A 20,812-nucleotide genomic window follows, 5' to 3' on the forward strand; every position below is an offset into this window, starting at 1 on the left:
TAAAGATTGGTTAAAAGGCATCTTCTTCTTGAACAAAAATTGGATAAATTTATGTTGCGTAACCAGATTGATGGGGCTCTTAGGGCTGCTTTGAAAGCGCAAGATAGTGCGCGTCTTGCTACACTTCGTTTAATGAATGCTGCAGTTAGGGATCGTGATATTCTTTATTATGATGAAGGGAAGCTAGAAGTGGATGATCAGCAGATACAGTCTGTTTTCACTAAAATGCTTCAACAGCGTGAAGAATTGATGCGAGCCTATAAAGAGTCTGGTTGCTTGGAATTGGCAGAGAGAGGACAAGCAGAAATAGAAGTTATTCGTGAATTTCTTCCCTATCAACTTAAGGAGATGGAAGTAGAACAGGTTCTTTGTGAAGCTTTGGCACAAACAAAGGCAGAAAAATTACGCGATATCGGTAAGGTGATGGCATGGCTTAAGGAACGGTATGCGGGGCAAATGAATTTTTCTAAAGTGTGCAATAGTCTTCGTCAAAAATTGCAATAGATCTTGTTAATTCAAGGGGATTGGAAAATATTTTTTATTGTGCGTCGCCTTTGTAAGTCAGTAGGATGTTGATAAATATCATTTATTTTTTATATACATACTATTATCAAAAAAATATTTCTTTGATATCAACGAAATTTTTTTGGCTCTTATAGAGCAATAAACATTCTTTTAAGTATTATATTTTTCTGTTCTTCAAAGCTGTTAGACCATTAAAAAACAAAAAGGTTATAGAGTTTTTACTTTTTAAAAAAAATCTATTATTCGCACTGTTAAAAATTTTTAAACAGGATGATTAAGTTAATTGATACAGATTTCCAATTTTGGGGAGTGTATTATTGTCTTTTTTGCTGTTTCAAAGCATTTGTTTGATAAAGAGTTACCGTATTTTAGAGTAGTGATTATTCAGCAAGAAATTTAAATATAGATGGTTTTATCAATATGGTGTGTATCTTTTTAATTCAAGTGCTGGTTTTAATGATAAGAAAATCAGAATTTTAGAACGTTTTTTCTAGGGAAGAGATTTTTTAAGCTGAGTTGATGAAATAAAAGGATATTTTGAAAAGAAATCTTTGTTTTTAATGTGTTCTTGAGATAATTTTGAAATTCTTTTCTCTGATTAAATCCCTTATAAGCTATATGAAATCTATAAGTTATGCAGAATAAAATGAGTAACCTCTATTTGTGGGGATACAGTGGTGAATCTGTTAAAAATAGTTCAGTTAGCAACAATGGCTTACCCGTTAACCGCAAACGGGAACGGCGTGCCCATAGCGCACCTTGTTGACCAATATGAATGTAATCGCGGGTTAATTTGTCATTGTTAAATAAATAATGTCCTAGAGGTACAGTTCCCAAATGCATCAAGGCTTGATTGTGTAGGAGGGTTTCTTGTGGAATTACAGTGCGTCCAAGGAGCCAAGGTTTATTATCTCCCATTAATATGACTTCGCGTAGCCAATAACGCGCATTTTCGGGGAGATGCTCTGCTTCTTCTGTTAATTTATCTCGCGTAATAAAACATTCGCGTTGTGGTTGAACTTGGAGGCAGGTACAATATTTCTTTAATCGAAGCGTCATTGAGCCCGATTCCATGAGCCAATCGCGAACATTTTCTGGTATTGGAGGATTTTGATCAGAGAACCACTTTAGAGGTGGTAAGATGGAATCTTCAAGATCAGACATCGTTTTACTCCACAGCTAAAGTCTTATTCCATATGTTATGTTGGGTTAAATAGATAGCTCTATTGTAATACAAGGAGTATAAAAGCAGCAAGATTTTAACAGGAAGATATCAAAGGGAAAATCGAAAGCAAAGGTCTTTAAAAGAAGATATGCAGGAAGTATATATTATAGGATTATTTTCATTTAAAAAAGCAAAATAAAGTATTATGTTTTGTTCAAGGCGCTTTCACAATGCATTACGGAAATTTCTTTATCGCATGAGAGCAATGGGAAAAATGTTTCGTGCTTTAAAATTCGTTTGTAACGCATATAAAGAAGAGCTAAAAATTCATCTATGCAAGATGATATAAAGAGGAAATTTTAAGAGGAACAAAACTTTATTTTATACTTTAGAAAGAGAAGAGATATTCAAATCTTTTGAATTGAGATGTAAAGGAGATCGTATTCTTTATAATCAAGAAGTTTATAGTAATGCATATATTTTTGCAAAATATATTATATTATTAAAATTTTGAAATATTACATCACATAATGTGTATTAATTTTATAATAAATTTGCATTAATATTATTAATTTTTACTTATATATTTTTATTATTAAAAATAAATTTAAAAAAACACATTATAATTTAATTTTCATATTTATTTTAGATACTATTTTATTTCATAGATTAGAAAAAATATTTATCATTTTATTCTTGCCGTCTCTCTTTATTTCTTAAGAATGTAAAAAAGCGCTTCGAGTTTTTCGGTAAAAAGGGTATTGTTGATAGAGTGTATAGGTGTTAAGCATTATACGGTAGAATTTTTAATCATCGTTAGTGATTTTTGTAACCTTATGAATTGTTATTACAGTGAGATATGCTGGATTTGCGCACGTGGTACATAAATCAGTTCGTATTTCGTTAAAATAACGCAACATATCTCTCCTGATATGCGTAAGTTTATATAGGTATGAAATGGTGCGTTATAAAGTTCTTTACTGCATTTCGTTTTATAATACGGTGATGGTGTATGCCTAAAATCGCAGCTTAAGCATCTCACCATCATATCAAAATTGGTAACACCAAGTTACAAGAAAATATTTCAAACTCTGCTCGTTGTTTCCTAGTTTTGTATTGAATTCCAAAAGGTGTAAAAAATAAATACTCTATGATCGAATTTTTTGTCCTATCCATATAAGAATACAGGCTCCTATAAAACCTGAAATAAGATAGCCAAGCCAACCAGCAAAACTTACACCTAAAAGACTAAAAAGAAAGCTTGCTAGCGCAGCGCCAATAATCCCTAAGATAATATTTAACAATATTCCTGTTTGGCTTTTCATAATATACTGTGCAGCCCAACCTGCAATCCCGCCGATAATAATAGCAGCAATCCAACCTATGTTTGCATTTTCCATGATACCCTCCTTTGCCTGAATTTAAATTCTAACTAGAGTAAACTTTGTAAAAATCAAGGTTTATTCCTTTTTTAACCAGTGGAAAGGATATTTCTTTTAGATATTTTACTTATTACTTTCCTTTATATAAAAATAATATTCACATTTATATCATAATAATACTTAATAAGTATAAATATACAACATATTTTAATTTATAAATAAATTAATTAATTGATAAATATGAATAAAAGAAGAAAATATTAGTAGAAATGTTCTAAGAACTCATAAAGTGTATTTATAAGCTTTTTAAGCTCTCTCTTACATTAAAAAAACAATTGTGATTAAAGAAAGTAATAAGTAAAATGGATATTTAAAAGTTTGGAGCTTGCCAATTGATATCAATGATGTTTGAAATGAAAACTGTTTCGTTGACACGTTATAGCATGGCTGTATAGGTTGAACCTCTACCAATCTTGATATAAATGTTGCATTTTTGTGGGGTTTTGTATTTCTTATAGAGTATTTCTGTTTCGCTGCTACTGTGAAGCGGTTCCCTTTTTACAAGGCGGGTTTAGGTTGGAACTATCATACTCTTGACCTATTCTTTATGTGTTTAACAGTCTTGGCTCTGAGATGGTTAGGCATTTTTACGTCTTTCTTCAAGAATTCTATTCTACATGCTGCTTTGTTTGTAATGTGCAAGCAGATGACTTTGAGCAATTCATCATGTATAGATTTTAAATGAAAGAAACTTACGATGCAGAAAGCTCATTTAAATTGTCGAATAATAAGATATTATTGATTAGATCAATATCTTGACCATATTCAAAATTGAATAATCGATGTGATGTGTGTTTTATTCAAGTTATTTGAAAAGTTTAAGTTTTTTCTGCTTGTTCTTCAGCAGGGTTGCGTAGACGAGAACTTTGAAGAAGTCCCTGTTCTTCTAAAATGGGGTAGATCATTGAGGTCAAAAGAGAGTTGATTTGTTTGAGGTCGCGCACAGTGTCGAGATGAAGACTGGATGATTCTACATTTTTGAGATCCCCTTCACGCAGACGTTTAAAATGTTTTAAACTCATCTCTTTTTCTAAGTTTCGTAGTTGATCTTTTTTTTGTACCAATAGGTGTGCAGTGTGTGTATCACGTGAGACGAGAACGTTAAATGCTATATGCGCGTTGGCTAGTACAATGGCGTGGAAACGAAGGAGGTCACTCCAGCCCTCGCTGCTGAACTGTAAACCTTTTTGTTGTTTCTTTTTAACCAGCATCAACATATTATGAATAATGATATCGCCTGCTTGGTCTAATTTTATACAGGCACCTAGAAGTTCTTGCGTTTGAAGAGCTTCTTCGTCAGATAATTTTTGTCCCGCTAATCGTGCAAGATAAAGTTTGATGGCGATATGTTTTTTGTCCAATATGGTGTTGAGTTGGTTGAGTTCACGAATAATATTGGGATCAGGCTTTTCATAAAGTCCCATAATTTTTTCTAGCATGATGTCTACAAGATCACAAATATGAATGACTTCACGCATGACATTCGAGAGGGCGAGAGTTGGGCGATCAAGAACACTGTCATCAAGAGCTGTTTGATCGGATAAATTGAGCGTTTTATCGGTTTGCGTTTTTTTTGCACTGATATGAACAATTTGAGTGGTCAATTTTAAAACCCACTTTGAAAGCGGTATTCCAGCAAGGAGAATGAAAACATTAAAAATGATATGGGCATTAATCACTTGAGTAGGGGTGTTTTTGCCAAGCCATGTGATGGGTGGTTGAAAGGAGAGAAATAAGACAAGTACAAGGATTGAACCAGCCCCACGCATGAGTAAATTCCCCAAGGGAACGAGGCGAGTATTAGGAGAGGCGTTGCGCGTTAAAAGTGGTGCTATAAGAGAAGAGCCAAAGTTGACACCAAGAACCATGACAACACAGAGTTGCGTATGGATAAGATCGTAGTTGGCAAAATTGACTAGCAAAATGATTCCTGCAATGGATGAATGTAAGAGGTAGGTTAAGCCAGCAGCCAACAAAAAAGTGGAAATAGGATCGGTTGAAAGATAACGAATGATGCTAGGTAAAATTTCGCTTTCACGTAAAGGTTCTGTCGCGGTACTTATCATCTCTAAAGATAAAATCAAAAGACCAATACCGATGACAATACGTCCTATTTGACGCCATTCACGTTTTTCTGTTGTCATGAAGATACAAGTGCCAATTAAAAGACACAAGGGTACAACAAGAGTGAGGTCATAGGTGAGAATTTTTACAACGATTGCTGATCCTAATTCTCCTCCACGTACAGCCATAAGTCCTGCTACTCCAGAGACAAAACCAGATTCAACGAAAGAGCCAACGAGGAGTGTTATTGCTGTAGAGCTTTGTAAAATCATTGCTGTAAAAAGCCCAAAACTTACGGCAAACAATGGTTTTGAAACGACGTGGCACATTTTATATTTAAGTCTGTCACCATAGGCGCGTTCAACTCCTGTGCGCACCATGCGTGTGGCCCAGAGAAGTAAAGAAATAGCGCCGGCAAGATGAAGGAGTACCAATGAACCATTCATGATACTTTATTCTTTCTTTGTTGTTGTGAATGTGGTTGCCTCAAATTAATAAATTGAAGTTTATTGTTTTTATTTCACTTTTGCTTTTAATACTTGATTAAAATCATAACCGCTTGGATTTTGAAAAACCTTTAGACCGAAACAGGGTAGAATGGAATAAAGGTGATCAAAGATATCGCCTTGAATTTGTTCATAGTCGATCCAAACGGTGGTGTTCGTAAAGCAATAGATTTCTAAGGGTAAACCATTTTCTGTAGGAGGTAATTGTCGTGCCATATAGGTCATATTAGGGTTGATGTTTAGATGCTGTTGTAGATAAGCAAAAACATAAGCACGAAAAGTTCCAATGTTGGTTAAACGGCGCGTATTGGCTAAGACATCATGATTTTTATCTAATTGAGCGTTCCATTGTTCGATTTCTGCTACTTTTTGCGTGAAATAATTTTCTAATAAATTAAATCGGGAAAGATATTTTTGTTCTTCTTTTGTGAGAAAATGGATACTTGATTGATCAATAAAAAGGGAGCGTTTGATGCGTCTTCCACCCGATTCTTGCATTCCACGCCAATTTTTAAAAGGGTCGGTCACAAGTTTACGGATAGGAACTGAGGTGATGGTGTTGTCGAAATTTTGAACTTTAACAGTATGCAAGGCAATTTCAATAACATCACCATCGGCACCGAGATTGGGGATTTCAATCCAATCACCAACGCGAACCATATCAGTAGATGAAATTTGAATACCGGCAACGAGAGAAAGAAGCGTATCTTGAAAAATTAACATGAGAACCGCGGCCATTGCACCAAGACCGGAGAAGAGAATAAGAGGGGAGCGGTCAATCAATGTAGCGACCATTAAAATTGTTGCAACAGCAAAAAGTGCAATTTTAGCAATTTGAATATAACCTTTTATTGGTTTTAGTCGTGCTGTTGGTCGTTGTTCGTAAAGGATGTTAATGACATTGAGACAGGAAGAAATTGTCAGGACGACAAAGAAGATAATGAAGGCGTTGGCAACATTACTGATGACAGTGCTAAATGCATCGGGCAATGTTGAGATAAAATTAACACCAATTGAAAGAATAAAAGCTGAAATGATATCCGCTATGTATTGAATAGCATTATTAATATCGATCGTTGTATTTTGGGGGAGAAAAGAAGAGAGTTTTTTTGCTCCGTGAATAAGTAATTTTCGTCCTAGAAAGTTCACTAAAAGGGCAGCTATAGTAAGAATAACAAGCCAAGAAATAGCCTCTAACCAAGGATATTGAGCAATAAATTCGATCACTTTTTATTCTCCATTTCTAAAAATATATGCAGTTGAGGGTTTAAAATTTTACAACTGCTTAAGAGGAAGTATTGGAATTATGCTCTAAAGTCGTTAAATATGCAAAAAAGAATTTTCAAACTCTGTGAGAGATAATGCGTTTTCCGCCCGATTTCCTTAATGAACTGCGTACGAGACTCCCAATTTCAACAGTGATTGGTCAACGGGTGGATTTTGATCCTCGAAAAAGTAAGCCTTCACGGGGAGACTTTTGGTGTTGTTGTCCATTTCATGGTGAAAAAACGCCAAGTTTTCATTGTGATGATCATAAAGGGCGCTATTATTGTTTTGGTTGTGGTGTAAGTGGAGATATTTTTACCTTTTTGTGTGAGCTTGATGGATTGCACTTTTCAGAAAGTGTAGAGCGTTTGGCTGATTTTGCGGGAATGAAACTCCCTATTTTGGATTCACAAAGTCATAAACGTCAACTGGAAAAAGCTGACCTTTATGATGTGATGAAAATTGCCACAGATTTTTTTCAATATAATTTACGCGATAAAGGAGGTATACAAGCACGTCGTTATCTGGATGCACGTGGTGTTACACCAGAGCTTGTAGAGCGTTTCCGCATTGGTTTTGCACCGGTAAGGCGTACGGCTTTGAAAGAAGCTTTAGGTACACGGGGCATTTCAATAAAGCAAATGGAAGAATGTGGGCTTCTCTCAGTGCATGAGGAGAGCGCAGATTCTTATGACCGATTTAGAAATCGCATTATGTTTCCTATCGAAGATTTGCGTGGACGTGTGGTGGCTTTCGGAGGGCGTGCATTAGAGAAAGAGACACGAGCAAAATATCTCAATAGCCCTGAAACAGTGCTGTTTCATAAAGGAAATATACTTTATAACGCGGCAGCAGCTCGCAAAAATAGTCGCTTTGTTGGCGATGAAAAAATTCATTCACTCCTTGTTGTTGAGGGGTATATGGATGTCATTGCATTGACTAAAGCTGGTTTTGAAGGAGTTGTAGCACCCTTAGGGACAGCATTAACGGAAGCGCAAATTGAGCTTTTATGGCAGATGGGGAAGGAACCTATTTTGTGTTTTGATGGTGATGATGCTGGTTTAAAAGCTGCTTTTCGTGTTGCTGATCGTGTGTTGCCTCTTTTAAAGGCTGGGGTTTGTGTACGCTTTGTTTTGTTGCCACAAGGGAAAGATCCTGATGAAATTGTTTGTGCTGGTGGAGCTCAGCTTTTTTCTTCTTTTTTGCAAAAAGCTATTCCTTTGAGTGAGCTTTTATGGTGGCGTGCTACCTATGGAAAGCATTTTGAAATTCCAGAGGCACGAGCAGCGCTAGAAAAACAACTAAAACAACAAATTTTTACGATTAAGGATGAAGATGTCCGTCGTTATTATTTGCAAGATGTAAAAAAACGCCTTTTTGATTTTTTTCGTCCCTCTTTTTCGAAAAAAAGGGGGGAAGGGCGATATGGTCAATCTTCACCAAATAGGACCTTTAAAGATCAAACCTTTTCTCTGTTAGCAAATTCTGAAATAGTACGAAATTCTTCGCAATCTATCCCTTTGCGTGAAGCAGTGATTTTACTCACTTTAGCTTACTATCCTGAGTTGTGGTATGAAAATTTTGAAATTCTTTCTGAGTTAGAATTAAAAAATACTCAATTGATAATTTTTCATCAAGCTATGTTGGAAATTCTTGGGGACCAACAGCTTCATGATAAAGAGACGATGGTTGCGTTCTTAGAAAAAAGAGGGCAAAAGGCTCTGTTAGAGCGTATGAAACATCTTGTGCAAAATATTGGTATGCGTATTATTCCTGGTGGAGCCCCTATAGAAGATGCGCGTGCTATATTAAAACAAGCTGTCTACTTGCATCTTCAAGAACACCACCTACATAAGAGGTTACAGGATATTGAAGAGCAACTTGTAGAAAATCCTAAGAGTGAGGTTTTTGATCTGCTTCGTGAGGTAAAAAATGAGCTGGAGCAGATGCAGGCAACAGAAGCGTTAATTGAAGGATTTGGAAGTTGGTTGGATGAAAAAATAGACGGGAATACACAAGATACGATAAAATGATTCGCTTTTTTAATGCGAATCAGTCACTTAAATTTTAGATGAGGAAGTTTATGTGGAGTGACATTTTTATAAAGATGACAATTAAATTTTAGGAAAAGCGGGTAAATTTTAGGAAAAGCGGGAAATTGGTTCTTACGATAGGGTGCAGAGATTATCTCAGAAGGGCTGAGAGGTGTCGGGGAAACTTCTGGAGTTTTCCCGCGTTTTTGTCTGGATGTCAAGTTTGTCTGGATGTCAGGGCGTATACAAAATGTATTCTTTCCAATGGTAATCTCTTAACAGGAAGTATATATGAGTAACTATTGGTAGATTTTAGTGAGAACAAAAAAACTGGTCACATGGAAACTGTGAAGTGATCGAGTGGAGTTATGGTATGGCAACAAAGGTTAAACAGAAAGATAATGCAGAAGTAACAAACCAAGCGAGTTTGGATAGTCCTCTTCTTGATTTTTCTGATGATGCCATCAAGAAAATGATTAAACTTGCCAAAAAAAATGGTTACGTAACAATGGATGAACTCAATGCAGTTCTTCCTTCTGACGAGGTTACATCCGAACAAATTGAAGATATCTTGGCGATGTTCTCTGAGATGGGGGTTAATGTTGTGGATGATGAGGATGAAGTCGAGTCTGAAAATTATGAAGAAGAAGTTACGGTAGAGGGGGGTGATTTAGTAGAAGCCTCTAGCCACGCAATTGCAACGACAACGAATAAACGCGAAGTAACAGATCGTACGGATGATCCGGTGCGTATGTATTTGCGTGAGATGGGAGCTGTTGAGCTTCTTTCGCGGGAAGGCGAAATTGCCATTGCTAAGCGTATTGAAGCAGGGCGTGAGACAATGATTGCAGGACTTTGTGAGAGTCCTTTGACTTTTCAGGCTCTTATTATCTGGCGTGACGAGTTAAAAGAGCAGCGTATTCTTCTTCGTGAAATTATTGATCTTGAAACGACTTATGCTGGTCCAGAAGCAAAGCAGGCTCCTGTTATTGAGCGAAGTGAAGTTGATAAGACCGTAGAAGAAAAAATGTCTTCTGGTATACGTAATATGGGGGAGAGCGCAGGAGAGAGAAACATTGAAGACGATGATGAAGAGGACGAGGACGATGTTAACTTATCGCTTGCTGCAATGGAAAATGAACTTTGTCCTCAAGTTATGGAAACATTAGATTTTATTGCTCAAACCTATGTAAAATTACGAAAATTACAAGATCAGCATGTTGAAAGCAGTTTGGCAGAGCGTAAAGAGGGGGCCCTTACATCTTCTCAGAAGAAGAAATATATTCAATTAAAGGGTGAGTTGATTCAAGCAGTAAAATCTCTTTCTTTAAACCAAAATCGTATCGAAGCTTTGGTTGAACAGCTTTATGACATTAATAAGAGATTGATTCATAATGAAGGTAAGCTGAAACGGATTGCCAATAGCTATGGCATTGGCCATGAGGATTTTTTAAAAGAATACCAAGGGCGTGAATTGGACGCAGATTGGATGAATTATATTGCTGCTTTGCCTACACCTGGTTGGAAAGAGTTTTCGGTGCGTGAAGCAAAAGAAATCCAAAAACTGCGAAGTGAGATACAAAATCTTGCGCAAGAAACGGCTATTTCGATTGGTGAATTTCGTCGGATTGTTATGCAGGTGCAGAAAGGTGAACGCGAATCAACAATTGCAAAAAAAGAGATGGTAGAATCTAATTTGCGTCTTGTCATTTCAATTGCAAAAAAATACACCAATCGTGGTTTGCAGTTTCTTGATCTTATTCAAGAGGGCAATATCGGTTTGATGAAGGCTGTGGATAAGTTTGAATATCGGCGCGGCTACAAATTTTCAACTTATGCAACATGGTGGATTCGTCAAGCTATTACACGTTCAATTGCTGATCAGGCACGTACAATTCGTATTCCTGTTCATATGATTGAAACAATTAATAAAATTGTTCGTACCTCGCGTCAGATTCTCCATGAAATTGGACGAGAACCAACACCAGAAGAATTATCTAGCAAGCTTTCTATGCCGTTAGAAAAAGTACGAAAAGTTCTTAAAATTGCAAAAGAACCCATTTCTCTCGAAACGCCTGTTGGTGATGAAGATGATTCCCATTTGGGTGATTTTATTGAGGATAGGAATGCTTTATTACCAATTGATGCAGCTATCCAAGCTAATCTGCGAGATACGACAACACGCGTTCTTGCTTCATTAACACCACGAGAAGAACGTGTTTTGCGGATGCGTTTTGGAATAGGGATGAATACCGATCACACATTGGAAGAAGTGGGACAGCAGTTCTCAGTTACAAGAGAGCGTATTCGTCAAATTGAAGCAAAGGCACTTCGTAAATTGAAACATCCTAGCCGTTCACGAAAATTGCGCAGTTTTCTCGATTCTTAAATAAAAGAATTCGTGTGCATTTTAATAACTCCCTCTTTCTTCTTAATGAAGGGGGGAGGTGCTTCATGTTGTACTTGGATACTTTCTTGAGAAAAACATAGGAAGAATTTGAACAATCTAGAAAGTTTTCGATGTTTAATGTTTCTCTTAGCTTTGGGGCTTTATACTTCTCTGTCTCAAAAGAATAGATATAGGGCAAAGGGTGGTTATGGAGTAGAGAGTAGGGGGCTTTCAAGAAATGAACGATAAAAACATTACCTTGCGTATAGCGCGGCTCGTTTTTAAGAAATGAGATCTGTTAGGAATAAACTTATATTGCAACATACGGACTTTTTGATGAAAAATGTATATTCTTTGCGGAATTTTTCTATCATTTTAGGTGACGCATTTTATTCTTCGTTAAGTTTACAAAGAGATGTTTCAATAGGTTATGTTCATTTATATGCGCTATTTTTGAATATTCTCTTTTTATTCAGATAGCTTTTAAGAACATGGTTTAAAGTATACATTGAGTTGAATCTTTTTAAGAGACAGAAATAGATAAAATTATAGAAATTAAACGTTTCATTTTTTATAGATCGTCTTAATTAAAAAAGGTGTGTCTGAGTTTATGAGTGGAGAACTTCCCTTTTGGAAAGTAAAAAAATTAGAAGAGATTTCCATTTCTGAGTGGGAGAGCCTTTGTGATGGCTGTGGCTGTTGTTGTCTCCATAAAGTTGAGGACGATGATACGGGTGACCTTTATGCAACCAGTATTGCTTGTCGTCTTTTAGATGGGGAAACCTGCAGGTGTCGAGATTATGCTCATCGTAAATCAATTGTACCAGATTGTATATCGCTAGATATTACGACAGTTAAAACAGCGCGTTGGCTTCCAGAAAGTTGTGCTTATAGATTAATTTATGAGGGAAAAGATCTTCATTGGTGGCATCCATTGGTATCAGGGGATTGTCAGACGGTACATACAGCGCGTATTTCTGCACGCGGACAAATAGAGATTTACGAAGACGAATTATTATCTGAGGAAGATTATCTTTATCACATTACTGGTCTTCTACGTGAAGGCCAGTAATATGATTTTTTATACAACTTGTTTGTGACTTAATCGATCGCAAAGACTACAGTGACGCTCACGTTATAATTTAATTCACCACCTGCAAAATTTGTATTTGCGTAGCTTACATCTGCTGCTCTACTCATGAGACGTGGTGTTGGGTGATAGTAATCATCCTTTTCATTGATTTCAATAATTTTTCCTAATTTTAAATCGGCTGCTTGCGCTATCGTTTGCGCTTTTTCAATGGCTTCAGTAATGGCTTTTTTACGTGCTTCTTGATAAAATGGCTTTGTATCTGCGTTGGTAAAAGTAATGCCGTTAACTGAATTAACACCTAGTGTCATCGCTTGATCAAAGATTTTACCAGCATTGGTAAGATCACGAATGCGCACCGTTAAAGAATTTGAAACATGATAGAGTTTTTCATTATTCTTTTTTTCGTGGTGTTTATCAGAGGTCGACTGATAAATGGATAAGCCTGATGTTTGCAAATCATTTGCTTGGATGCCATTGTTTTTAAAAGCGTTTATAATATCATTGATGGATTGATTATTGGAATCTAATGCCTTTTGGGCAGTTTTGTCATAGGTAACAACGGCTAGATTAATAATGGCCATATCCGGTGCTGCTTGACTTTCTCCGATTGCTGTCACTGTAATCGTTGCATTTTTCATTTTATTCTCTTCAGCATAAGCACGTACAGTCAACGATGTGGCTAAGAGTGTAAATGCTAATATAACTGTTTTAACCAGAGAACTCTTCAGTGGTTGAATTTTCTTTTCTATCATATCTATACCTTTATATTTGTCAGTTAATTATTCTCTCATTTTTAAGAGTTTTTGTAAAGAAATTAGAGCACTGAAAAAAAAACCAATAGAAAAGAGAAAAAGATGGGTTATAATCTTTGTCAGCTCTTGTATCATAGGGCATTTTAGTTTAGAGAGAAACAACCTATGTGGGGCCTGTAGCTCAATTGGTTAGAGCCAGCGGCTCATAACCGCTTGGTTGGGGGTTCGAGTCCCTCCGGGCCCACCAATAGGGAAATGTACAATAGAAAAATGGATCGTTTATATAAAAGTTTTGAGATTCTACCTTTTTCGTTTTTTATTTATTTTCCTGTTTGTTTTAGAAGCTTTTGGTCGTTGTTTGTTGCAGTTTTTCCTCTCAGTCGCTTTAATATGATGGTATGTTTTCTTAGTCTCATCAAAGAAGTTCTCTCATTTGCAACCTTTTAGCATTTGGATTAACTGATATGGGTCGCTATTTACTTTCTTAATTCATATACTGTTTTGTACTTTTTCTATATGGTGTTCTTCATAAAATAGAAGGCTAAAAGCTTCATTGGATAAGTTTATTTATACTTGTTCTGCAAATAAACAGACCTCAATAAAACCAATTTTAAAGATTGTACCTGTTCAGAACAAATGGCTCAAAAAACATTTAGTGTAAATTTGCTTTTTTCTAAGTGATGTTAATGTTTTTTAGATGTTCGAATAGCATCATTGTGATGAAAGGTTAGTGTATAAGAGAATGTGATCTATGGGCATTCATATGTATCATGGGGGCAACGATGATAACATTTGTTGATATTTTCTTTTTCCCAAGAAAGGAATTCTATTTAATGTCTTGAGAAATATTGTTCATAGTGACGGTGGCGTGTTTTCTGAAAAGAATTTTATTAATTGTTCTTTGAAAAGTCAATTGAGTGATTGTTTCTATCGCTTTGCATCATCCAGATTCTATTGTAATAAGCATTTTATTATTCTGTAAGAAATGTTTTCTATGATATTGGAAAATTTGTTAAAATACCATTTTCTGTTTTTGTGTATTTTTTGCTTAATGTTTAAATTATAGAGTTTTCATGTGATCCGAATTATTATTGAAGAGCAGATGTCTTTTTTGATTTTACTCTGATAAGGAATTGGCAATATTGCGGTAAACCTAGCACTTTTTTGTATTGCTAACATTTTTCTCGTATTGATCGTATAGAGAGTTTTATCTTTATTATGAGTTTTTTCTCTTATGAAAAATTATTGGCAGGGAGGGTGTTTTTTTGGAAAAGTATACTTCTTCTTCAAAGTCATACTTTGAAAATATAATTCTTCATTTGCATAAGGGAATTTCTCTCTTGTTGTAAATCTGTATAAAATTTACGTACAAAGATTGTGCGTGATGATTCGTTTTATTTTTTAATAGTATCATTTTTGCTTATGATAGAGACTTATATTAGTATTTACAAGGTGCGTTTAGAGGAGAGGTTACCTGTAAATGTGTTACAGAGTTTTAGGTAGTGTGGCTCTGTTTATAAGAATTTATTCCTATAACATTGTTATATTCTTGCTTTGCAATATTGTTAAAAAAACATAGATGGTGCTATGTAGAATAAATTGTGATGTATTTTTTTCAAAAAAGCTTTTTCGTGTTCTCTTATATAGAGTTCAGGAGTGTCTTCAGGGATATTTTCACATTAGTTTTTATTGGTCCGAATCGCAAGATCTGCGTAACATTATTCGCGTTTTTGATAGATTATACCAATTTTCATAAGAAGGTCTGGATCGTGTGATGCTTTCTGTTTCACTATGGTACATGACTAATAGAACTTCATCTGATTTTGTAAAATAAGTTTGTACACAATTGCTTCCATACTGCCTATTGCAAATATTTTTTTCTAAGGTATGAGATATATTTTGAACGCTTTAGCGTTATATAGTGTGACTACATGGAGTATGACTATGAAGAATGATAAAAAATTTGAAACAACTTTATCTGATATTATTGTGAAATGGGAGTCTTTATCGACGTCTCAAAAGCAAGCGATATTGGATAAAGTAGAAAATGCTACAGATTCTGCTCATTCAACAGAACATTTAAGGCTTCAATCTTCTTTTTATCTCCAGACGAAATCAAAGTTATGAGTTTTAAGTCTTCATCGGAGATATTGAAACCAGTTATTACATATATGGCACTAGCATTTCCCAGTGTATTCAAAATAGCCATGAGTTTATCTACAGAAGGTCTCTTGCCTCCATTTATCATTTGTTGGACGTAATTTTGTCCACAGCCTGCAGCTCTGCTTATTTCAATCATTGTTCGTCCGTCACTTTTTATCAATTCAACTAAGCGTTGGAACCAATCTTTTTCAGTCTTTGTCATTTTTAGACCTTTACATATTTACGCTATAGCGTTAATATTGCGTTGCGAATCCAGAATATATGATACAAGGAGCGTGAAAATATCCATGTGTAGCTCTTCGCTAAGGAAGCATATAGAGTTGTTTTTAACTAATAACAAAATGTCCCCATACACTTTCAGATTCGAATCAATAAAAATGGTTGCTTAGTTCCACGGTTGTGAAAAAGTAAATGTGTATACCAGAAAGGGCGATACACACTCGTATGTTTATGAGATTTCACTATGATAGTATACGTAGCAGCATTATAAATCAAGATATACCCCAACATCAGAATTTGTAAAAAAATTCTGCGTTGAGGTAGTGTGTGAATATAACGAAGCTTTAGAGCCTTAAGAGATAGGATAATGGCTGTAGAAAAAATGTAAATTGCATAGACAAAGAATACTGATTTCTTCTTTATTGTAATAAATTAGATCACTATCAGATGGTATATCGTATATATGCGTAAAAAAATGGGAAATATCAAAAAAGTGATCTTGGATATTTTATTAAACAGGAAGGTAATCTGATCCACAAAGGTGGTTGTTTGGTAGAATTGTACATTCGATCAATGCCCTTATGGGGATGAATGTGTTTTTATGATGCTGCGGTTTATAATGAAGTCTGTGTTTATAATGATGTTGTTATTGATAACAATGCATTAACATATGGTTGTTTAGTGGTTCGTAAGAGTTCGCATGTTTATGAAAAATAAGAACTTTATCGTTATTTGAATATGAGTGGAGATGCATATGTTTATGCTAATGCGGTCTTTTTTGATCAAGTTTTGAATGCTCAATGTATTGAATTTTGTGGTGATACTCGTGATTTTAGAAAGGCTCGAGTTTATAATGATGCTTTAATTTGTGGTGATGTAAAGGTTTGTGGGAAGGCAAAATTTTACAGAAATGCTGTGCTTTGTGACACTGAAGATTTTTGTAATAATGAAAAACTTTCATATATAGCCGCATTCCACATGGCGTAAAAAGGAAGATAGGAACGATTTGGGCAAGGCTTGTATGATTGGATTGCGTCGTTAGTTTTATTTGACGTTCCTTATTTTTTGTATTTTGTGTCAATAAATATGTCGCAAATAATTGGTGTGAGTGTAGATTTAGCCGCTTTCAGAGATTTGTTTGCGTCATTTATCAATGCTTTAATGGAGAAAATAAGAACGCCGAGAGTGATTGTTCACACTTGGAACATGCGATTTATTGCATTCTTTTTTTGATTGAGGATGAAACAAATTGGTCAAGATGATCACTTGAGCGACAATTAAGGGAGATCCAAATGAGTGTAAACGAAATTTTATTGGGAGCAATGATTGTTGTTTTGTTGTGCAGCGGGGTTATATTTCGATTTTCTTTATATTATCGCAGTCAAGTGAAAATTTTAAAAGAGGAATCTAGAAGAATAAAGCATGAGTTTTTAAGAGATTCTATGAAGATGACTGAAGAACGAGATAGGGCTATTAGAGAGCAAAGTATGGTGATTAAAAGACGCGACCAAGCAATTGAAAAACTGAAAAAACAAATTAAGCAATATGAAAAAAATGAAAAGAAATATAAAAAAATGCTTAAATCTGAAGATGATAAAGAGTGATTGTATTCATATTTTGCATTAAAGGGTTTGGAAATGTGTTAGGAAGATTGGAATGACGAGAGAGATAAACTTTAATGAAGCCAATTATGGTGCTGATGGAGAGATTGTATTGGAAGAGAATATTCAAGTTTACTCTGATTTTATGAAAATATTTAAGTTTATAAGACAGAGCGTCGTTGATCATAAAATAAGAGTTTATGATGATAAACCAGTTTATAGGTAGGCTAGTTATTAAAAAGCGCGTCTATACAATCCAGCAATTTTATATTATTGCTGGAAACAGTTTTGCACGTTCTTTTTAGATGTAAGGTATAAATGCTACGATAGTTTCAGCTAATAGGTATAAAAAATTGCATGATAATAGAAAGAAAGAGATATTTGCTTTTTATGAAGATGAAATGGGTAAGTCAGTTATGATTATCAGATACAGAAGAGGAATATGAACGTAAAAGATATTAATATCTTTTAGAGTAAATATATTTCTCATTGATGATTTATCTTCTCTTCATGTGCGTTTATTTTTTATGAAAAATACAAAACTTAAGAGATTTTCTTTTTTATAAAGGCTATAGAGATTTGAGTATGATTGAAAATAAACATATAATCTGTAAGAATATGAATGTTCTTTGTGAGTGTCAGAAATAATACAAAAACTTCCTCTCATTGAGGGCAAATCAATCACTTTTCATTTATCACAAAAGTAACTACCATACCATTATACAAAATAAACGCTTGTTTTAATGGTAAAGAATGTTAGGACTGTAGTTCTCTAATAAGAGCCTTATGTGTAATTTCTTTTATTTGCTCAATATTGATTAGGATATCTTGTTTTGTTGGATAACCTTTACTAGAAAAAGCAATTTTTTGTGCATCTCCTGAGATTAAACGCCAGTACCATTGATTGTGAACTCCTTGAAACACCTCAAAATACATGCTTCCCACCTCATAAAATAGCTGATAATTTTCAGGATAAATATTTAACTAATCCGCTTGTAAACATTAATGTATGTCTCTCTAGGAAGTCGTCAATATATTCCCCTTAAATTTTCTGACCTTAAAAATAATTTCTATGAGAGCTATTATTCTTTTAACAAGAAAAAATTTATTGTCAATAAGATATGAATGAGAATTTTATACTATAAAATTATTTTTTTTAATTTAAAGACACTATACTTTCATTTACAATGCAAATATTTTTCTGTCGTTACAGAAATAAAGTTTATAAATTATATAAAACTTCACCAGCATGGATAAAGTAAAAAATACTTTTTTCCATACTGGTGTTTAATCATTTCTTGCTTTTTCTTTTGAAATAGACGTTTATTGATTAGCTATAACCTCTTTTTGGGATACGCTTCGAATGAGCAAATCAATGAATAAGCTAAGAGTATAAGAATTGGCCATTTTAGCTTTCATATCGATAAGAGAGGTTGTAGTTTTAGGGTTAAAACCATTTGATAAACCTTGTCTTGACAAATATTGCTGCAATTTTTCATAAGAACTGTCGATTTTTTCTTGATTTAGTTTTTCGTTACGATCACTATCGGCAAGTGTTTCTTCCAGTCCCTCGATTTTTTTAATAAAATAATTCCAGTCAAAATCACCTTTTGTATATTCGGTGTCAAACATTTTTCCTTGTCCAGTTAAAAGCCAATTAATATTGACACCATATAACGTGCGGTATGTTTGTAAGACACTAAGATTGGGTTCTCTCTCTCCACGCTCATAAAAAGCAATGGAATTTTTTGTCATGCTAAAACTTTTAGCTAAGGTTTCACGTGATGGATCGCCTAAAGCAAGACGTACATAACGTAAACGTTTTCCAAATATGGTTTTTGATTCAGTTTCAGGACGTGCCACGAATTATCTCCCTCGGTAAATCATCATGGTATAAATCATTAAATAATAAAAGCACACTATGTATTAATATTCTATGATATAATGTCAATATTATAGCTTTAATTTCTTGTTATTTTTTTATTTGTGTAGATAGAAAGCAATCTTGCACTTATTGTATTGACAATTGATATTCACTTCAAAACAAAATTCCTTGTTGCTACATTTGTCTCTTGCTTTTTTTGAGAGAATTTTCATGTAACTTTACCATATATATTCTATACACCTCTGCATTAATAGATGCAACTTTAAAGAGATGCAAACTTTGGATTGGTACTGGGTGTGCTTAGATGAAGTAGAAAATAAACTTTGAGGAATGATCATGTCCCTATTACGCTATTTTGGGTTTGCTTTTTTTTTCACGATTATTGGTGTCTTTTTAGGAGGGGTTATTGGTTGGTTTGAAACGGAAAGTATTACTGGTTTTCTTAAATATTTTTTTATTTGCTTTGTTTTAGGAATTTTGGAAATTTCTTTATCTTTTGATAATTCTATTATCAATGCGCGTGTTCTTAGTAGAATGAGTCCATTGTGGCGTCGTCGTTTTCTTATATGGGGTATTTTGATAGCTGTATTTGGGATGAGAATTGTTTTTCCATTATTGGTGGTTGTCGTTGCTGTTGGGATTAATCCAATTGCGGCAGTCAAATTAGCGATATGGGAACCACATCGATATGCTGAAGTTTTAACCGATGCGCATATGGGGATTGCTGCTTTTGGAGGAACTTTCCTTATGATGGTTGGCTTAAAATATTTTTTTGATTCTGAAAAAGAAGTGCATTGGCTTAATGTTATAGAGAGATTTGCTCAAAAGTTTGGGGCGCTTGTTGGAATTGATATTGCAATTGTTTTGATTTTGATCTTATTTGTTTCAACTCAGATTGACGCAGAAAATAAAATAACTTTTTTATTAGCAGCACTTTATGGACTTTTGACCTTTATCGGTGTTGAAGTTGTCGGTCATCTCTTGGATACTCCTCAAAAGACTTTAACAACAGTAGCTCACGGGGGAGTAGGGGCGTTTCTTTACTTAGAAGTTCTTGATGCTAGTTTTTCTTTCGATGGCGTGGTTGGTGCTTTTGCCTTTTCACACAACCTTTTTATTATTGCGATAGGTCTTGGTATCGGAGCATTTTACGTTCGTTCTATGACAATTATGTTGGTTGAATCAGGAACATTATTGCATTATCGTTATTTAGAGCATGGTGCTTTTTATGCAATTCTAGTTCTTGCAGTGATTATGTATCTGCAAACGATTATATCGGTTCCTGAAGTTTTAACAGGACTTGTGGGAGTCTGTATTATTGGAATGGCATTATATTCTTCGATTCGTTTTAAGCATCGTCAATTAGATGAACATGTTGTATCTAAGTAATGGAGATTTCTTCCTTTTTCACACTTTTGTTTATCGCATATCTTTGAATAGAAAGAGGTCTTTTATGCAAAATAAAATACTATTTTATTGCTTATTGATGTTTTTGTTTTAAAGAGGAGATCATTGCACGATTTCCCCTCCATGAGGGAAATAATGTATAATCTTTTGGATAACTTTTGACGTATAGAGGCTTTTTGACTTCAATATAAGGTGCAAGTTTACGCTATACTTTTTACCAGCTTTCAGTATCATAACTGCTCTTGCATTTAATGATTCATAAGAAGCCTTTTGGCTGTTTTTTTTGCAAGATTTTTATTCAT

Annotated in this window: 18 protein-coding genes and 1 tRNA gene; 11 read left to right on the forward strand and 8 right to left on the reverse strand. The window is 34.6% G+C overall.

The features are described from left to right. Positions 1 to 6 precede the first annotated feature (6 nt). Positions 7 to 504 (forward strand): GatB/YqeY domain-containing protein, encoded by a 498-nt coding sequence (locus ACFINS_RS06255; RefSeq protein ID WP_375611965.1) that lies wholly within the window; start codon positions 7 to 9, stop codon positions 502 to 504. 678 nt (positions 505 to 1,182) lie between these two features. On the opposite strand, the gene ubiC is transcribed toward ACFINS_RS06255, so the two are convergent. The 4 genes from ubiC to ACFINS_RS06275 form a co-directional block, all read right to left on the reverse strand. Continuing rightward, positions 1,183 to 1,689, reverse strand: coding sequence for a chorismate lyase (ubiC, locus tag ACFINS_RS06260; protein WP_375611966.1), 507 nt, complete (start codon positions 1,687 to 1,689; stop codon positions 1,183 to 1,185). Positions 1,690 to 2,838: 1,149 nt separating this feature from the next. Beyond that, entirely contained in the window at positions 2,839 to 3,090 is a 252-nt protein-coding gene (locus tag ACFINS_RS06265) for a GlsB/YeaQ/YmgE family stress response membrane protein (protein WP_375611967.1), read from the reverse strand. Positions 3,091 to 3,950: 860 nt separating this feature from the next. Beyond that, the gene (locus ACFINS_RS06270) at positions 3,951 to 5,642 is read right to left on the reverse strand and encodes a Na/Pi cotransporter family protein (RefSeq protein ID WP_375705990.1); all 1,692 of its coding nucleotides are present in this window, start codon (positions 5,640 to 5,642) and stop codon (positions 3,951 to 3,953) included. A gap of 69 nt (positions 5,643 to 5,711) precedes the next feature. Then, complete coding sequence (locus ACFINS_RS06275) at positions 5,712 to 6,929, reverse strand: mechanosensitive ion channel family protein (protein ID WP_375621381.1); 1,218 nt, start codon at positions 6,927 to 6,929, stop codon at positions 5,712 to 5,714. A 134-nt stretch (positions 6,930 to 7,063) separates the two neighbouring features. Here ACFINS_RS06275 and dnaG point away from each other — a divergent pair, with 134 nt between their 5' ends. From dnaG to ACFINS_RS06290, 3 genes are all read left to right on the forward strand, one after another. Further along, positions 7,064 to 9,001: a DNA primase gene (gene dnaG, locus ACFINS_RS06280; protein ID WP_375705991.1), complete on the forward strand. Its 1,938-nt coding sequence runs from the start codon at positions 7,064 to 7,066 to the stop codon at positions 8,999 to 9,001. 373 nt (positions 9,002 to 9,374) lie between these two features. After that, positions 9,375 to 11,390, forward strand: coding sequence for an RNA polymerase sigma factor RpoD (gene rpoD, locus ACFINS_RS06285; protein ID WP_375611971.1), 2,016 nt, complete (start codon positions 9,375 to 9,377; stop codon positions 11,388 to 11,390). A 610-nt stretch (positions 11,391 to 12,000) separates the two neighbouring features. Then, positions 12,001 to 12,462, forward strand: coding sequence for a YcgN family cysteine cluster protein (locus tag ACFINS_RS06290; RefSeq protein ID WP_375646443.1), 462 nt, complete (start codon positions 12,001 to 12,003; stop codon positions 12,460 to 12,462). A 29-nt stretch (positions 12,463 to 12,491) separates the two neighbouring features. Here ACFINS_RS06290 and ACFINS_RS06295 read toward each other — a convergent pair whose 3' ends face one another. Next, on the reverse strand, positions 12,492 to 13,235 hold the full coding sequence (locus tag ACFINS_RS06295; RefSeq protein WP_375611973.1) for an SIMPL domain-containing protein: 744 nt from the start codon (positions 13,233 to 13,235) through the stop codon (positions 12,492 to 12,494). 170 nt (positions 13,236 to 13,405) lie between these two features. Here ACFINS_RS06295 and ACFINS_RS06300 point away from each other — a divergent pair. Then, a tRNA-Ile gene (locus ACFINS_RS06300) sits at positions 13,406 to 13,482 on the forward strand. 1,697 nt (positions 13,483 to 15,179) lie between these two features. After that, entirely contained in the window at positions 15,180 to 15,362 is a 183-nt protein-coding gene (locus ACFINS_RS06305; protein ID WP_375611974.1) for a hypothetical protein, read from the forward strand. Here ACFINS_RS06305 and ACFINS_RS06310 read toward each other — a convergent pair. Continuing rightward, complete coding sequence (locus ACFINS_RS06310; RefSeq protein ID WP_007347852.1) at positions 15,286 to 15,600, reverse strand: helix-turn-helix domain-containing protein; 315 nt, start codon at positions 15,598 to 15,600, stop codon at positions 15,286 to 15,288. The genes ACFINS_RS06305 and ACFINS_RS06310 overlap by 77 nt on opposite strands. Positions 15,601 to 16,208: 608 nt before the next feature. Here ACFINS_RS06310 and ACFINS_RS06315 point away from each other — a divergent pair. From ACFINS_RS06315 to ACFINS_RS06330, 4 genes are all read left to right on the forward strand, one after another. Then, entirely contained in the window at positions 16,209 to 16,334 is a 126-nt protein-coding gene (locus tag ACFINS_RS06315) for a hypothetical protein (protein WP_375611975.1), read from the forward strand. Positions 16,335 to 16,355: 21 nt separating this feature from the next. Then, positions 16,356 to 16,604 carry a hypothetical protein gene (locus tag ACFINS_RS06320; protein ID WP_375651030.1) on the forward strand — a complete coding sequence of 83 codons (249 nt, stop codon included), beginning with the start codon at positions 16,356 to 16,358 and terminating at the stop codon, positions 16,602 to 16,604. Positions 16,605 to 16,909: 305 nt separating this feature from the next. Further along, positions 16,910 to 17,221, forward strand: coding sequence for a hypothetical protein (locus ACFINS_RS06325; protein WP_375613354.1), 312 nt, complete (start codon positions 16,910 to 16,912; stop codon positions 17,219 to 17,221). A gap of 52 nt (positions 17,222 to 17,273) precedes the next feature. Then, positions 17,274 to 17,444 carry a hypothetical protein gene (locus tag ACFINS_RS06330; protein WP_375705992.1) on the forward strand — a complete coding sequence of 57 codons (171 nt, stop codon included), beginning with the start codon at positions 17,274 to 17,276 and terminating at the stop codon, positions 17,442 to 17,444. Positions 17,445 to 17,974: 530 nt separating this feature from the next. Here the strand turns inward: ACFINS_RS06330 and ACFINS_RS06335 are convergent. Then, positions 17,975 to 18,154 carry a DUF1508 domain-containing protein gene (locus ACFINS_RS06335; protein WP_142416545.1) on the reverse strand — a complete coding sequence of 60 codons (180 nt, stop codon included), beginning with the start codon at positions 18,152 to 18,154 and terminating at the stop codon, positions 17,975 to 17,977. Between the two features lie 387 nt (positions 18,155 to 18,541). Then, positions 18,542 to 19,081 (reverse strand): helix-turn-helix domain-containing protein, encoded by a 540-nt coding sequence (locus ACFINS_RS06340; protein WP_375611979.1) that lies wholly within the window; start codon positions 19,079 to 19,081, stop codon positions 18,542 to 18,544. A 358-nt stretch (positions 19,082 to 19,439) separates the two neighbouring features. Here ACFINS_RS06340 and ACFINS_RS06345 point away from each other — a divergent pair, with 358 nt between their 5' ends. Then, a complete protein-coding gene (locus ACFINS_RS06345; RefSeq protein WP_375651025.1) occupies positions 19,440 to 20,492 on the forward strand; it encodes a DUF475 domain-containing protein in 1,053 nt (350 codons plus the stop codon). The last annotated feature ends 320 nt before the right edge of the window (positions 20,493 to 20,812 follow it).

It is taken from the genome of Bartonella sp. AA2SXKL (genome assembly GCF_042197205.1).
Lineage (GTDB): Bacteria > Pseudomonadota > Alphaproteobacteria > Rhizobiales > Rhizobiaceae > Bartonella.

Coding starts and splice junctions, on each gene's coding strand:
- ubiC (WP_375611966.1), bottom strand. CDS start 1,689: ATGTCTGATCTTGAAGATTCCATCTTACCACCTCTAAAGTGGTTCTCT.
- ACFINS_RS06265 (WP_375611967.1), bottom strand. CDS start 3,090: ATGGAAAATGCAAACATAGGTTGGATTGCTGCTATTATTATCGGCGGG.
- ACFINS_RS06270 (WP_375705990.1), bottom strand. CDS start 5,642: ATGAATGGTTCATTGGTACTCCTTCATCTTGCCGGCGCTATTTCTTTA.
- dnaG (WP_375705991.1), top strand. CDS start 7,064: ATGCGTTTTCCGCCCGATTTCCTTAATGAACTGCGTACGAGACTCCCA.
- rpoD (WP_375611971.1), top strand. CDS start 9,375: ATGGCAACAAAGGTTAAACAGAAAGATAATGCAGAAGTAACAAACCAA.
- ACFINS_RS06290 (WP_375646443.1), top strand. CDS start 12,001: ATGAGTGGAGAACTTCCCTTTTGGAAAGTAAAAAAATTAGAAGAGATT.
- ACFINS_RS06295 (WP_375611973.1), bottom strand. CDS start 13,235: ATGATAGAAAAGAAAATTCAACCACTGAAGAGTTCTCTGGTTAAAACA.
- ACFINS_RS06305 (WP_375611974.1), top strand. CDS start 15,180: ATGAAGAATGATAAAAAATTTGAAACAACTTTATCTGATATTATTGTG.
- ACFINS_RS06310 (WP_007347852.1), bottom strand. CDS start 15,600: ATGACAAAGACTGAAAAAGATTGGTTCCAACGCTTAGTTGAATTGATA.
- ACFINS_RS06315 (WP_375611975.1), top strand. CDS start 16,209: ATGTGTTTTTATGATGCTGCGGTTTATAATGAAGTCTGTGTTTATAAT.
- ACFINS_RS06320 (WP_375651030.1), top strand. CDS start 16,356: ATGAGTGGAGATGCATATGTTTATGCTAATGCGGTCTTTTTTGATCAA.
- ACFINS_RS06325 (WP_375613354.1), top strand. CDS start 16,910: ATGAGTGTAAACGAAATTTTATTGGGAGCAATGATTGTTGTTTTGTTG.
- ACFINS_RS06330 (WP_375705992.1), top strand. CDS start 17,274: ATGACGAGAGAGATAAACTTTAATGAAGCCAATTATGGTGCTGATGGA.
- ACFINS_RS06335 (WP_142416545.1), bottom strand. CDS start 18,154: ATGTATTTTGAGGTGTTTCAAGGAGTTCACAATCAATGGTACTGGCGT.
- ACFINS_RS06345 (WP_375651025.1), top strand. CDS start 19,440: ATGTCCCTATTACGCTATTTTGGGTTTGCTTTTTTTTTCACGATTATT.